Source organism: Candidatus Phyllobacterium onerii, assembly GCF_028331445.1.
GTDB lineage: Bacteria > Pseudomonadota > Alphaproteobacteria > Rhizobiales > Rhizobiaceae > Phyllobacterium > Phyllobacterium onerii.
Window position 1 is genome coordinate 32,954 of sequence record NZ_JAQMHX010000003.1, and the last position, 14,401, is coordinate 47,354.

General features: G+C 54.7%; 15 protein-coding genes. 10 read left to right on the top strand and 5 right to left on the bottom strand.

All coding sequences use genetic code 11. The annotated features are described in order from the left end of the window. The first annotated feature begins 240 nt into the window (after positions 1-240). The 8 genes from moaA to PHA01_RS08240 all read left to right on the top strand — a co-directional run bounded on the left by moaA (position 241) and on the right by PHA01_RS08240 (position 6,756). The gene (moaA, locus tag PHA01_RS08205; RefSeq protein ID WP_271895038.1) at positions 241-1,230 is read left to right on the top strand and encodes a GTP 3',8-cyclase MoaA; all 990 of its coding nucleotides are present in this window, start codon (positions 241-243) and stop codon (positions 1,228-1,230) included. A gap of 131 nt (positions 1,231-1,361) precedes the next feature. Beyond that, positions 1,362-2,264, top strand: coding sequence for a DMT family transporter (locus PHA01_RS08210; protein ID WP_334312012.1), 903 nt, complete (start codon positions 1,362-1,364; stop codon positions 2,262-2,264). Positions 2,265-2,266: 2 nt separating this feature from the next. Beyond that, complete coding sequence (gene mobA / locus PHA01_RS08215) at positions 2,267-2,899, top strand: molybdenum cofactor guanylyltransferase MobA (RefSeq protein ID WP_417020936.1); 633 nt, start codon at positions 2,267-2,269, stop codon at positions 2,897-2,899. Then, positions 2,896-3,405, top strand: coding sequence for a molybdopterin-guanine dinucleotide biosynthesis protein B (mobB, locus tag PHA01_RS08220; RefSeq protein WP_271894495.1), 510 nt, complete (start codon positions 2,896-2,898; stop codon positions 3,403-3,405). The genes mobA and mobB overlap by 4 nt, the downstream gene beginning before the upstream one ends. Before the next feature lie 236 nt (positions 3,406-3,641). Then, positions 3,642-4,433, top strand: a complete 792-nt coding sequence (locus tag PHA01_RS08225; RefSeq protein WP_271894496.1) for an ABC transporter substrate-binding protein — start codon at positions 3,642-3,644, stop codon at positions 4,431-4,433. A 129-nt stretch (positions 4,434-4,562) separates the two neighbouring features. After that, positions 4,563-5,276 (top strand): ABC transporter permease, encoded by a 714-nt coding sequence (locus PHA01_RS08230; protein ID WP_271894497.1) that lies wholly within the window; start codon positions 4,563-4,565, stop codon positions 5,274-5,276. Next, positions 5,273-6,109 carry an ABC transporter permease gene (locus PHA01_RS08235; protein ID WP_271894498.1) on the top strand — a complete coding sequence of 279 codons (837 nt, stop codon included), beginning with the start codon at positions 5,273-5,275 and terminating at the stop codon, positions 6,107-6,109. The genes PHA01_RS08230 and PHA01_RS08235 overlap by 4 nt, the downstream gene beginning before the upstream one ends. A 26-nt stretch (positions 6,110-6,135) precedes the next feature. Beyond that, on the top strand, positions 6,136-6,756 hold the full coding sequence (locus tag PHA01_RS08240) for a glutathione S-transferase family protein (protein ID WP_271894499.1): 621 nt from the start codon (positions 6,136-6,138) through the stop codon (positions 6,754-6,756). A gap of 1 nt (position 6,757) precedes the next feature. On the opposite strand, the gene PHA01_RS08245 is transcribed toward PHA01_RS08240, so the two are convergent. After that, on the bottom strand, positions 6,758-9,217 hold the full coding sequence (locus PHA01_RS08245) for a penicillin acylase family protein (protein WP_271894501.1): 2,460 nt from the start codon (positions 9,215-9,217) through the stop codon (positions 6,758-6,760). A gap of 56 nt (positions 9,218-9,273) precedes the next feature. Between PHA01_RS08245 and PHA01_RS08250 the strand changes: the two genes are divergently transcribed. Next, on the top strand, positions 9,274-10,146 hold the full coding sequence (locus tag PHA01_RS08250; protein ID WP_271894502.1) for an NAD(P)-dependent oxidoreductase: 873 nt from the start codon (positions 9,274-9,276) through the stop codon (positions 10,144-10,146). A 22-nt stretch (positions 10,147-10,168) separates the two neighbouring features. Here the strand turns inward: PHA01_RS08250 and PHA01_RS08255 are convergent, their stop codons facing one another. The 4 genes from PHA01_RS08255 to PHA01_RS08270 all read right to left on the bottom strand — a co-directional run bounded on the left by PHA01_RS08255 (position 10,169) and on the right by PHA01_RS08270 (position 12,563). Further along, on the bottom strand, positions 10,169-10,648 hold the full coding sequence (locus PHA01_RS08255) for an Lrp/AsnC family transcriptional regulator (RefSeq protein WP_112528551.1): 480 nt from the start codon (positions 10,646-10,648) through the stop codon (positions 10,169-10,171). A gap of 110 nt (positions 10,649-10,758) precedes the next feature. Then, on the bottom strand, positions 10,759-11,370 hold the full coding sequence (locus PHA01_RS08260; RefSeq protein WP_271894503.1) for a uracil-DNA glycosylase family protein: 612 nt from the start codon (positions 11,368-11,370) through the stop codon (positions 10,759-10,761). Positions 11,371-11,391: 21 nt separating this feature from the next. Continuing rightward, the gene (locus tag PHA01_RS08265; RefSeq protein ID WP_271894504.1) at positions 11,392-12,003 is read right to left on the bottom strand and encodes a glutathione S-transferase family protein; all 612 of its coding nucleotides are present in this window, start codon (positions 12,001-12,003) and stop codon (positions 11,392-11,394) included. After that, entirely contained in the window at positions 12,003-12,563 is a 561-nt protein-coding gene (locus tag PHA01_RS08270; RefSeq protein ID WP_271894506.1) for a thermonuclease family protein, read from the bottom strand. The genes PHA01_RS08265 and PHA01_RS08270 overlap by 1 nt, the downstream gene beginning before the upstream one ends. A gap of 249 nt (positions 12,564-12,812) precedes the next feature. Between PHA01_RS08270 and PHA01_RS08275 the strand changes: the two genes are divergently transcribed. Further along, positions 12,813-14,336: a sensor histidine kinase gene (locus PHA01_RS08275; RefSeq protein ID WP_271894508.1), complete on the top strand. Its 1,524-nt coding sequence runs from the start codon at positions 12,813-12,815 to the stop codon at positions 14,334-14,336. Positions 14,337-14,401: the final 65 nt, after the last annotated feature.

Genomic DNA, 14,401 nt, shown 5'->3' on the forward strand with positions numbered 1-14,401 from the left:
GTCCGTCCTTTCCAATACACGGCTGGCACTGTGCAGACTGTTTCGCTTGCACACGGCCAATTCTCTGCTTTGTTAGACGCGGTCGGCAACGAACGCAGGGTTGAACAAACTGCGTGGAAAAGCCTCAGCGTTTGTCTCGTCCGACGGCTGGACAATTGGAAGCCGGCACCCTATCTCTTTGGTAGGAGGAAGCTCTTGGATCACGTTGCATTGCTCGATACGACGGCACATCAGGCCCCCATGATCGACCCTTTCGGGCGAACGATCAGCTATTTGCGCGTATCGGTGACGGATCGCTGCGATTTCCGCTGCACGTATTGCATGTCAGAACACATGACATTCCTGCCGAAGAAGGATCTGCTGACGCTCGAGGAGCTGGATCGGCTTTGCACGGCATTCATCGAGAAGGGCGTGAAAAAACTGCGTCTTACCGGCGGCGAGCCGCTGGTTCGCAAAAATATCATGCATCTGATCGGAGAGCTTTCGCGTCATCTTCAGTCCGGTGCGCTCGAAGAGTTGACCCTCACCACAAACGGCTCGCAGCTCGCACGCTTTGCGCCTGAGTTGGCCGGCCATGGCGTCAAACGTATAAACGTATCACTGGATACGCTGGATCCTGATAAATTCCGTGCCATTACCCGCTGGGGTGACTTCAACCGGGTAATGGAAGGCATCGATGCTGCGCAAGCAGCCGGCATTAACGTCAAGCTGAACGCAGTCGCCCTTAAGGGCTTCAACGATCGCGAGATTCCAGAGATGATCCGCTGGGCTCACGGGCGCGGTATGGACCTGACGCTGATCGAAACCATGCCAATGGGTGAAATCGAACTCGATCGTACTGACCAGTACCTGCCGCTGTCGCTGCTTCGGGCCAAACTCAGCGAAGAGTTCACCTTGAACGACATCGCCTACAAGACCGGCGGCCCTGCCCGCTATGTCGAGATCGAGGAAACCGGCGGGCGTGTCGGCTTCATCACACCGATGACGCATAATTTCTGCGAGAGTTGCAACCGTGTACGTCTGACTTGCACCGGCACGCTTTACATGTGCCTTGGCCAGGAAGACGCTGCTGACCTGCGTGAACCATTGCGTGCGTCGGAAGGTAACGAACTTCTGAACAATGCCATTGACGAAGCAATTGGCCGCAAGCCGAAGGGCCATGATTTTATTATCGACCGCCGTCACAATCGCCCTGCTGTCTCCCGTCACATGAGTGTCACAGGCGGTTAGAGTCTCGGCCCTAGACTCGCCAAAACATTCCAGATGCACTGATCAGCACAGATTGATATATCTAAGAAAGCGATTCTGGAGGAGAATCGCTTTCTCATTCGGAATTGACCATCTTGGCGCTATCTCCCAATTTGCGTGGCAGTCTTTTCATGGCCATCGGCATGGCCAGTTTCACGTTCAACGATGCGACGGTCAAATTCGTTGCCGAAGACATGAATATGGGCCAGGTCATGCTCGTACGCAGCTCGATCTCGACCATTCTTATCCTTGCGCTCGCCTGGCACAAGGGCATGCTGGTTCCGCTGCGTGAAGCCCTGCATAAAATGACCATCTTGCGCGTGATCGGCGAGGTCGTTGGCACGGTCAGCTTTCTTGTCGCTCTGGTTCACGTGCCTCTCGCCTTGACCTCGGCAATTCTGCAGGCTCTGCCCTTGGTGGTGACCCTCGGGGCTGCGCTGTTCTTCGGTGAGCCGGTTGGCTGGCGGCGTTGGATTGCAATCATTGTCGGCTTTATCGGCGTACTGATAATCGTCCGGCCGAGCCATAACGGTGTCAGCCCATACATTCTTCTGATCGTTGTCACTGTGATTTTTGCCTCTATGCGTGATCTCGCGACGCGCAAGGTCCCAAGGACCATCCCGGTACTGATGATCTCCGCGCTAACATCGACAGGTGTGGGACTTGCCGGGATAGGCATGATCGGTCCGCTGGGCGGATGGACACCAATGTCGCTGACAAACACCTTGCTACTGACACTTGCGGCATGCTGCGTCATGGTCGCGTATCACTTCATCATTCTGGCTATGCGAGAAGGCGAAATAGCCTTCGTTGCTCCGTTTCGCTACACCAGCCTGATCTGGGCCATCTTGCTCGGTTATCTGTTTTTCGGCGATCTGCCGGATGTCCCCATGATCATCGGCTCCATCGTCGTGATTGGCAGCGGGCTCTATACGCTTTACCGTGAGCGCATCGTCGGCCGGTTGGAGCCGGTCGCAACCACAACGGCGGCGGCGACGTCACCTGATGGAGTATAGGCGTGAGAATTGCGGGTATAATACTGGCTGGCGGTCAATCGCGAAGGATGGACGGAGTCGACAAGGCATTGCTGCCGTTTGGCGACCGGCGCGTGATCGATCATGTCTATGCGCGTTTGTCGCGTCAAATCGAACCGGTGGCTTTGAACAGCAATAACGAGCCGATGCTCTTTTCAGCTTTGCCCGTTCCCGTAATCCCCGACGACATTGATGGCTTTGCCGGTCCTCTTGCCGGAGTTCTAGCTGCGATGGAGTGGGCAAACAATCAGGTGGTGCCGTTCACCCACGTAGTAACAGTGGCGACGGACACGCCATTCTTTCCCGAAAATCTTGTTGATACGCTACGCCAAGCTGTCGCAGACGCTCCTCGAGGACACATCGCAGTCGCAGCTTCTGGAAACAGGCTGCACCCGGTTTTCGGCCTCTGGCCAGTTTTCCTCAGGAGCGATCTTCGCCGTTGGCTGAGCAACGAAAAGAACCGCCGTGTCGTTGCCTGGATCGAGGGCCATCCGCACAAGATTGCGGAATTCCCGATGATAACAACCCAATCCGGGGCGTCTCTCGACCCGTTCTTCAACATCAATACACCCGAAGATATTGCCGAAGCCAGGCAGCGGTGGAGTTCCATACCATGACGCCTCGCATATTCGGGATAACCGGCTGGAAGAACTCGGGAAAGACCACGCTGACCGTCAAACTCGTCGGCGAATTGACCCGCCGGGGCTGGAAGGTTTCGACCGTGAAGCATGCCCATCACGATTTCGATATCGACAAGGAGGGCACTGACTCGTTTCGTCACCGCAAGGCAGGTGCCGGCGAGGTGGCGATCGTCTCGGATCGTCGCTGGGCGTTGATGCATGAGCTGGTGAGTGAACGCGAACCAACGCTGGCTGATATCATTGCCCGTTTCGCACCCTGTGATCTTATCCTGGTGGAAGGCTACAAGCGCGAGGGGCACAAGAAGATCGAAACCCGCCGTACCGAAGGCAGATCAGGGGAACGATTGACGACAGGCGATCCAAGTATCGTTGCGATCGCCAGCGATTACCCCATTTTGGACGAGAAAGTACCTGTCCACGAACTTGATGATATTGCTGCCTTGGCCGATTTGATCGAACGCGAAACAGAGCTTTCCCGATAGGCGTGTCAAAAAATAACGTTTCACCCGATTCGTGCGCAACAAAAGTATAAGGCCCAAAATAATTATGTGATTTTGACGGTCAGATTCGCTTCGCGACGCACGATTCCCGGTTGCAATTAAAAGAAAACTAGTGGGAATATCCGTATCAGGAGCAGTGACATAAACTGCGACCTTACCCGGAAGGCTGTCCAGAAAAATAGGGGAACAGCCGGGTTATAAAAGAGAGGTTCAAATAAATGCGTATCACTAAGCGTCTCGTACTCGCGATTTCCGCTGCAGCTCTAGCCTTTTCCATGGGCGCGGCACACGCGGAGGACGCACTGAAACTCACAATCGCGTCCGAAGGAGCCTATCCGCCCTTCAACAATCTTACCCCCGACGGCAAGCTTGAGGGGTTCGACATCGATATCGGCAATGCGCTTTGCGTGGAAATGAAAGCCGAATGCACTTGGGTATCCCAGGATTGGGACGGCATGATCCCGGCGCTACAGGCAGGCAAGTTTGATGCGGTCATTGCATCCATGTCGATTACGCCCGAACGTCTGGAAAAAGTCGACTTCTCCAAGAAGTACTACAATACGCCTCCGGCGATTGCCGTACCGAAAGACTCCGATATCAAGGACATCACACCAGAATCCCTGAAGGGAAAAACTCTGGGTGTACAAGGGTCGACCAGCCATTCGAACTACGCTCAAGCCAAGTATAGCGGTTCGGATATCAAGATGTATCCGACTTCAGATGAATATAAACTTGATATCAGCAATGGCCGTATCGATGCTGTTATGGACGACGTGGTTGTTCTGGGCCAGTGGCTCGATAGCGATGCCGGCTCTTGCTGCAAGCTCCTCGGCACAATTACGCCTGATCCCGCGATCCACGGTCCGGGTGCCGGCGTGACGGTGAAGAAGGGCAATACCGCGCTTGCCGACAAGTTCACCGCGGCTATTGCGGCGATCCGTGCAAACGGAAAATACAAGGAAATCAACGACAAGTACTTCAAGATCGACGTTTACGGCGGCGAGGATTGAGCCAAACGCGCTGACTTGATATGAAATGTGGATGGCGGGGCACACCGCCATCCACGGCTTTGAATAAAAATGACGGGCAGGCTCAGAAAAGGGCCATGGGGAAACAGCCCGCAAATATGAAAGTTGCCTATGGAAGGCTCAATAGCGTTACTGGGTTTTGGCGAGGGCGGTTGGGGTCCGAGCATTGCAAGCGGCGTTCTGGTAACAGTCAGTCTCGCGCTGGCCACATTGCCGGTCGGGTTGGCGATCGGCTTCTTCGTCGCACTTGGCAAACAATCGCCGGAACGTTCCGTTAAACTCGCCGCAAACATGTACACGACTATTTTTCGAGGCTTGCCTGAACTGCTCACCTTGTTCGTGGTCTATTTCGGCGCGCAGATCGGCATTCAGAAGCTGGGGCAGCTTCTTGGCTACCAAGGCACGATTGAAATCAATTCATTCATCGCCGGCATGTTCGCACTAGGGGTCGTGTTTTCATCCTATGCCAGCGAAGTGTTCCTTTCCGCATTTCGTGCGATACCGAAGGGTCAATATGAGGGCGGCTATGCCATCGGACTTTCCAGCGGTCAGACCATGCGCAAGGTCATCTTGCCGCAATTGATCCGCATCGCGCTCCCTGGGCTGGCCAATCTATGGATGATCCTGCTCAAGGACACAGCTTTGGTTTCAGCCATTGGGCTTGCGGACATATTGCGCCAGACTGGAGTTGCAGCTCGTGTTACGAAGCACGCCTTCCTGTTCTTTGGTGTGGCCTGCATGATTTATCTCGTGCTCGCCATTCTTTCATCCTTTGTCATCGACGCGATCGAACGCTCATCGGCCAAGAGCGGGGTAAAGCGATGACGGAAAGCTTCATCAACGCGCGGCCCGCGACTGTCCTGCGTCCCCCGGCGCCGCCGAAAAAATGGACCCGAGGCCGGGTCGTTGGCCATCTGCTTGTGGGTCTTTGGATCGCTCTTCTCATCGGGCTGCTCGTCTATCTTTACAGCGCATGGAACCCTGAGCTCATCGCGAAATACGGCCCCACATATCTTGCGGGCCTAAAGACCACGATCGGGCTTGTGGGGTCGTCAATCCTGCTCGGCGCGTTGATTTCGATACCGGTGGCCCTTGGCCGGATGAGCAAAAACCGCATAGCATCGTCCATCGCCTACGCCTACGTCTATTTCTTCCGGGGAACACCGCTCATTGCGCAAGTCTTTCTGTTTTATTACGGCCTCGGATCATTCAAGCCCCAACTCGAAGCAGTTGGCCTTTGGACGTTTTTTCGAGAGGCGTGGTATTGCGCCCTGCTAGCGTTTGCCCTGAACACAGCGGCTTACCAGGCCGAGATACTGCGCGGCGCGGTCCGCAGCGTTTCACTCGGACAATGGGAAGGAGCGGCGTCACTCGGTATTTCGAAATTCGTTACGTTCTGGAAGGTGATCCTGCCTCAAGCTCTGATCGTGGCATTGCGGCCCTATGGCAACGAGATCATCCTGATGATCAAGGGCTCAGCAATCGTTGCTCTGATCACAGTTTACGATTTGATGGGCTACACCCGCCTCGCCTATTCGAGAACCTTCGATTTTCAAGCCTATCTCTGGGCTGCAATCATTTATCTGATTTTGGTGGAAATCATTCGGCATATCTGGGATTGGTTGGAACGTCGCATCACGCGTCATCTCATACGCTGAGACCAACCCGCCAAAGAGAATCTACCATGCTTAAAATCTGGGGCCGTACTAACTCAACCAACGTCAAGAAGGCGCTTTGGGCCGCTGAGGAAGTCGGCGTTCCTTACGAAAACATCCCTGCGGGCGGCGCCCATGGCGTCGTATCCGATCCTTCGTATAGGGCAATGAACCCGAACGGCTTGGTACCGACGCTGGAAGACAAGGATCTGGTGCTCTGGGAAAGTAACACGATTGTTCGCTATGTCGCCGCGCAGTATGGACAGTCGACGCTCTATGTCGACGATGCAGCAACACGGGCGAAATCGGAACGATGGATGGACTGGGCGACCTCCACCCTCGCCGGTCCTTTCCGCGACTTGTTCTGGAATCAGGTGCGTGTATCACCAGAAGAACGCGATGATGCAGCTATGGAAAAAGGGCTTCAGGCATGCAGCAAACTATTCGCTATTGTTGACACCACGCTTGCCTCGCAGCCCTATCTGTCGGGCTCCAAGTTCGGCATCGGCGATATCCCCGTCGGCTGCTTTGCCTACGCCTGGTTCGAAATGGCAATTGAGCGCCCGGATCATCCCCACCTTGAATCCTGGTATGAACGCTTGAAGTCGCGTCCTGCCTACCAGAAGACAGTGATGACCGCCCTCACCTGAATCATTCTTTTGGTTTCAGACGCCACACGCCCAGCAGACCGTCCTGATAGCTTTGCTCATCGGTGGGAATGGTGATGGCCCCAGTGTCAGCCCATTTTTGAGCGAAATCACGATAGTTCGATGAAAATACATTTCCCGACTGGCCAGTCGTCTGGATATACGTCGAACGATTGAGATCGGCGAGGTCGAACAGCCCACGATAGCTGGTGCCATGCGCCACGCGGAACGGATTGCTTTCATCCATAAACGATGACTTGCCACGATTTAGCGTATAGGCACCTCCTGACACAGGTACGGTGACATCGAAGAGTTGGTCGAGGGGGCTAACCTGCGAAAACGGCCGGTGTGCTCCGTAGGCATAGTGCAACGTACCCCAAGCCCATTTGGAGCGGTCCGAACCAAGACGCGCGTCAATATCCTTGATCGCATCGGCGAGTGACAGTGCCAGAATATCGCCGCAACTCTCTTTCTCCGGCGTGCGGCCGTCATCGCACCAATCACGCGCCGGGGTTTGCCCAAGCCAGCGCAACATAGCGTCGACATGGCCCTGCCAATACGATGGAAAGGCGTCGCCAAGATCGTCTTCAAGAATGCGCTTCGTCGCCATCCTCAGCCAGGCACTGAACAGCAGCGGTTCGATGCGCGTGCGGTCCTCGACAAAATCCCACGCCTGCAACTGTTTGGTAACATCGAGGTCGACATCACTCCGTCCATCGACCAGTCTCAGCATGACCGGAGCCAAAGCGGCGTAAGCACTGTCCAAGGCGTCACCCTGGACCTTGCTGTTGCTTTCCAGCGTCTGCTGGTTCGCACCGTAGATCAGTGTCTTTATGCGCTCGAAGCGCCAGGGTTCGTCCCAGTCGAAGGTGAGGAAATGTGGATAGCTCGCATCGACGATCTTCGTATTCGCAGTCGCAAGAACATTGTCTGCAGGATTAGAGCCGCGCGGCAATTCCTCGTAGGGTATAAAGCTCTTCCAGTCGTAGGTGGCGTCCCAACCCGGGGATGGCGCTCGTCCCATGATTTGATTGGCAGGATCACGCACAGGCACCCTGCCGGGAGCAATCAGGCCGATATTTCCATCGGCATCTGCAATCACGATTGACTGCATCGGGGTTACGAAGTCGCGCATCCCATTCTGAAAATCCAAGACGCTGGCAAAATCCCAGAGCTTCAATCCGGCCGAAATAGTCTTGTCATCGCCAGCCAAAGCAGTCCAGGACAAGGACGCAACTGTGCCATCCGGCAGATAGTGGTCGAGCCCACGATAATCCGCAGGCAACACCGGACCATGACGTGTGGTCCTGCGGTCAAAGGTTACCGTGTCACTGCCTTTGACTTTGATGGATACGGCGTTTCTTTCGAACGGTGAGAAACCCTGAGGTGTTTGGTATTCATCGGGATTGGCGGGATTGATCCTCTCAACAAAAATGTCCTGAACATCGGATCCGGTATTTGTGAAACCCCACGCCACCCTGTCATTACGTCCAAGCAATACCAACGGTGCTCCCGGCAGAGTCACGCCGACGAGGTTTTTCGACGATCCATCACTATTCTTGACCTGCAGGTGCGCAAGATACCAGAGAGAGGGTGCAGTTAACCCTAAATGGGGATCATTGGCGAGGATCGGCTTGCCGGTCTCGGTTCGGGCGCCACCTACGACCCAATTGTTCGAAGCGCCGGTGGACATGATGTCATTCAACGCTGCAAACTGGCTTTCAGCCTCCGCCGCCCCCGCCTTAAGCGAGCCGCTGGGTAAGCCGAGAATCTGGCGCAGATCTGGCAAAGATGGTGGCGTATCACCCGGCACAGGGGGCAGCAAATCGATGATCTCCGCATCGCTCATGCCAAGACGGGCAAACTTCAATCTCAACACTTCGTCATCGATGTTGGCGGCCAGTGTCACCGACATCAATTTCAGCGTCACAATCACATCAGCGGGAGTCCATTTTTCCGGTGTATGGCCTAGTATGATAAATTCGGGCGAATATTTGGAACCAAATGTCGGCCCAGCTTCGGCAATAAACGCATTGATTCCAAGCACATATGCGTCAATCTTCTTCCTGTCCGCCTCGTCTAGTGACGCGGCGGAGCTTTGGGCCGATTCATAGAGGCCAATCGAGCGGATAAAGCGGTCGGTGAAAACAGTCTTGTCGCCGAATAACTCGGACAAACGTCCTTGTCCCGCCATGCGGTTCACTTCCATTTGCCAGAGGCGTTCCTGCGCATGGACAAAGCCAAGAGCGGCCAGAACATCTTCGACGGAGTTACCGATGATATGCGGGACAGCATTCTTGTCGCGCGTGACAGTGACCGGCGCGGACAAACCCGCAAGTACCATTTCGCCGGTTGCGGGCGCTACCGAGCGGGCGAGCCAGACATAACCGAGGACCGTGCCGAGCAATGCGATGGGGATGAGGGAGAAAACAATCCATAATAGGCCTTTGATGATCCGCCGCATTGTCCTAACGTCCCCGATACTCGCCACATGGCCTATCTGACAGAGGAAACTAAGGAATGGCAACAGTCGCTTTTATTGGTCTTGGCGTCATGGGATATCCGATGGCGGGTCATTTGAAATCGCGCGGCGGCCATGACGTTACGGTCTTCAATCGCAGTGGCGAGACGGCGAAGAAATGGGCCCAGCAATTTGGCGGCGCCTATGCGGCAACGCCAGGGGAAGCGGCAAAGGACAAGGACTTCGTCTTTTCATGTGTTGGCAATGATGACGATCTGCGTGCGGTGACTATCGGTGACAACGGTGCATTCCAGTCGATGAAGAAAGGCGCCATTTTCATCGACAACACCACAGCATCTGCGGAAGTTGCCCGGGAACTCGACACGGAAGCCCGCGAGCGCGGCTTCCACTTTCTCGATGCTCCCGTATCCGGTGGTCAGGCGGGCGCGGAAAATGGTGCGCTCACCGTTATGGTCGGCGGCGAGCAAGACGCATTTGACAAGGCAAAACCGGTCATCGAATCCTTCGCCAAGATGGTTGGTCTGATGGGACCGGCCGGTGCCGGACAATTGACCAAAATGATCAATCAGATCTGCATTGCCGGGTTGGTCCAGGGTCTTGCCGAAGGCATTCACTTCGGCAAACAAGCGGGTCTCGATATCGAGAAAGTCATCGAGGTGATTTCCAAGGGCGCTGCTGGTTCCTGGCAAATGGAAAACCGCCACAAGACGATGAATGCCGGAAAATATGATTTCGGCTTTGCGGTAGACTGGATGCGTAAGGACCTCGGTATCTGTCTTGCAGAGGCCAACCGCAACAATGCCAAGCTGCCGGTAACTGCGTTAGTGGATCAATTCTACAAGGATGTCCAGGTCATGGGTGGCAATCGCTGGGATACGTCATCACTGCTGGCGCGGCTGGAGAAAAAGTAATCCAGTCGCGCGAGCTATAGCCTCAATTCGACTCTTTCTCGATGCTCATGTAGTCGAGCGGCAATTCGGTGGTGTATTTGATCTGCTCCATGGCGAACGCAGACGAGACATCCCGAATGTCTATCTTGCTGATCAGGCGCTTGTAGACCGCATCATACGCAGCGATATCCGGCACGACGACGCGCAGGAGATAGTCGACATCGCCGCTCATGCGATAGAATTCAACCACTTCCGGGAACTCCTGAACAACTTCGGAGAAGCGCTTCAGCCATTCATTGCTGTGAGATCCAGTACGGATCGAGACGAAGACTGTGACTCGCGTGTTGACTCGGACAGGATCCAGGATCGCGACACGGCGCTGAATCACGCCATCCTCTTCGAGCTTCTGGATGCGGCGCCAGCACGGCGTTGTCGAAAGTCCGACTTTCTTGGCAACATCCGCTACGGCGAGCGTTGCATCCTCTTGTAGGAGACGAAGTATCTTTCGGTCGAGTCTGTCCATGTTTGCTTACAGTCCCATTGGAATGAGATACTTTATGGTCTGATAATCTGGCAGCGTACAAGAAAATTATTCTAAACTTTTTGAATTCAGAAAAAATTTCGTTCCAAAGCCTAAGAAGTTAGAATTCTGACCTTTTCCTGAAGCAAGGGGAGAACGTCTTGCGCGAACCATGGATTCTTTTTCAACCAGGAGCTGTTGCGCCATGAGGGATGTGGCAGCGGTAGAATTGACGGCCCCGATTCTGGCTCGAAATAATCGCGCCAGTTCAACACCGTTTCGGTCATACTGGCGCGGCGACGGCTTCCGAGATGATAGGCTTGCGCATATTGGCCGATCGTCAGGACAAGTTCGATCTGCGGCATGGAATGAAACACACGATCATGCCATGTTTCGCGGCATTCTCGCCGAGGTGGAAGATCGCTACCATGCGCGTCATATCCCGGAAAGCAGAATCCCATCGGGACAATGGCGAACTTTTCCGGATCGTAGAATGTTTCGCGATCGACGCCGAGCCAGTCACGTAATCGAACCCCTGAAGGATCGTTGAACGGCAAACCAGTGTTGTGCACGCGAATGCCGGGTGCTTGCCCGCAAAGGACAATGCGCGCTGTAGCAGAGAGCACGCAGACCGGATTGGGTTCATCTGGCAGAGGCATGCCATACCGTGGAGCGTCCCGGCATATCCGGCACGCCTTGATCTCCGACGACAAGGTATCGAGCATTGGCGGCAAATCGCTCAAACCTCACGCTTTGGCGCTGGGGCGGCTCGAAACTGATTCGTGCCAGCGCCGGAGGCTACCCAGTTCCTCAGGCATTTGTATCCTGGCGAGTTTTAAGAAGTCGATCGACACAAGCAGCGTGATATCCGCGATCGAAAACTCATCACCTGCCAAAAACTCGTTCGCGGCGAGTTGATCATCCATGATCTTCATCGACGCCAACGCTTTCGGCCGGTTGGCTTCGCCCCAAGCCGGGATCTGCGGAACCTCCCATTCGACCATAGCAGGGTGCGTATGGCGAAATGCCGCCATTACGACGGTGAGGACATGGAGATCAGCGCGGCGGTTCCACATTTCCACCTGCGCCTTGCCAACGGCGCCCGTACCAAACAAAGGCGGGTCGGGATACAATTCCTCAAAGTAGCGCGAGATCGCTACCGATTCACTGATAACCGTGCCGTCGTCGAGCTCGAGCGCTGGCAACCGCTGAAATGGATTGAGCACTGTAAACTCAGGCGTCTTGTGTTCCATGGCGGTCATGTCAATTGGTACCAAGGGCACCTCGATGCCCTTTTCAGCCAGGAAAATACGAATGCGGCGTGGATTGGGCGCGCGCCCTCCATCGTATAGTTTCATCAGAGTCCTCCCACTAAACCACGGATCCATTGTACGAATTGGTCAATCAGGTCCGGCGCACGATTGGATTGCGGTTGCGGCGCTTCCGGCACCTGCTCATGCTCCCTGCGCCAATCTTGCGGCGTATCAAATTTTCCCGACCACAGACCTTTTTTGTCTCTTCGAGCTTGCAGTTCTGCATCACGATAATCGCCATAAGCGATCGCCTGTCCAGCCTCAACCATGGCGCGATTGAGATTTATCGCGCCAATAAAGCAAACAGCCAGGCTGCGATTATATTTATCGTGGCCGTTTCCATCGCAGCGAACTGGTCTGCCCTGGATCAGCTGAACCAACGTCTGCCTGGCGGCTTTCCCACAAGCATCAGCGCCGCAACTCTGATCGAGCTCGGGAGCATCGATGCCCTGGAGACGAATGTGGTTGCCTGAAATGGAAAGTGTGTCGCCGTCAATGACATAGGCCTTGCCCGCGAGCGACTGTGTCGGAGCTTTTGGTTGACTGAGTTTAGCCGCCAGCAGGGCGACCAGCACAAAGAAGACCACCATCAGGCTGTAGTCCACCAGTTTGCGCCCGAATGAACGCGGCGCCGGCGGAGGACGCCGCCATCTGCGACGATAGCTGCGGTACCCTCGGTTCATCGCTATTTCTGCAAAAAAATAGAGGTCATAAGGTTTAAATAGGTCCTTGGAGCTAATCCGATCGATACCATTTGCTGTATTGGTTTGATGGAGTGTTAATCATTTCTGAATAGCCTTGCGATGCAATGCTGCCACAAGTGCAGAGCTATGGATATATCTGGAACGAGGCGCATGGCATCACTCGACGCGACCAGTGCAGACAAGAATGTTGTTGATCGCCGCAAATTGCCGCGCAACAAGGATCTGACTGTGGTCATGCGCGGAGCACGTGAACGCCTGATGGAGCGCGCAGGCATCCATCATTTCGATCGCGAACTGCTCTTCATGCATACGCGTGCCTTGATCATCAACTCAGCGACTATTCCGCTTCTGATAGCCATGATTGTCGTCATAGGGGTGTTCGCCGGTTTCGACAGGACGATCGTTTTGTGGGCCGGCTTTGCTATTGGACTCTATGGGATACTGGGGCTTCTTGCACGCCACCTGGAGAAGACAGGCCTCGCCAACGAGGAAATCCGGAAATGGCAAATAATCTATCTGAGCGGTCATTTCATGACCAGTCTGGGATGGGCCTACTTCACCTTCCTCGATTGCACTGCCTGCGGTACCAATCTGTTTCCCGTAATCAAGGCCGTGGTCATTATTCTGGTGATGGCGATTACCGCCATTATCTCGTCGGCACTTCGTGCAGCCATTCTTGCGGCATTCGCCCTACCAGTGCTGACCTACACCCTGCTGGCTTGGACGCATTTCGACAATCCAGTGCAGGCAACGATGGTAATCATGCTCGTTGCAGGGCTCGCCTTTTTCTATCTGGTTGCAACCCGGCTCAACCAATCGGTTGCAATCACTTTGGCATTGCAAGCAGAGAAAGATGCGTTGATCGCCGAACTCGAAACGGCAAACGCCATGTCCGACGAAGGGAGACGGCGTGCAGAGGAAGCCAATCTCGCCAAGTCGCGCTTTCTGGCTTCGATGAGCCACGAACTACGCACGCCCCTCAACGCAATCCTCGGCTTTTCGGAGGTCATGGCCAAGGAAGTGCTGGGGCCGATCCAGAACGGGACATACCGGGAATATGCCAGCGATATTCATGCTTCTGGCGAACATCTGCTCAACCTCATTAATGAAATACTCGATCTGAGCCGGATCGAGGCAGGGCGATACTCCATCAATGATGAGCCGCTGTTGCTGACCGACATTGCGAGCGAATGCATTCACATGATGAATTTGAAGGCCCGCAACAAGGATATCGCCCTTATACCACAGTTCGAGACTGGGATGCTGCGCCTCACGGCCGATGAGCGCTCGATTCGCCAGATATTGCTCAATCTCATGGCCAATGCGGTCAAGTTCACGCCGCCAAACGGTAAAATCTATGTCAAAGTGGGCTGGACCGCAGGAGGTGGCCAGTACATTTCGGTCCGCGACACTGGCCCCGGAATTCCGCCGGAAGAAATACCCATCGTTCTTTCAGCTTTCGGCCAAGGTTCGATTGCAATCAAAAATGCCGAACAGGGAACTGGTCTAGGTCTTCCCATCGTTCAGGCGTTGGTCCACATCCACGATGGCGAGTTTCATCTGTTCTCCAAATTGCGCGAAGGGACGGAAGCGCTTGCTACGTTCCCGCGCGGCCGCGTACTTCAGGGCACCCAGGCAAAGCAAAGCAAGCCTTTCCATAAAAAAGCTGCCTAGAATACTCAAGTTCAATTTATTGTTATTTGCTCGTTGGTGAGCGGCCCTGCATTGCTCATGGCAGC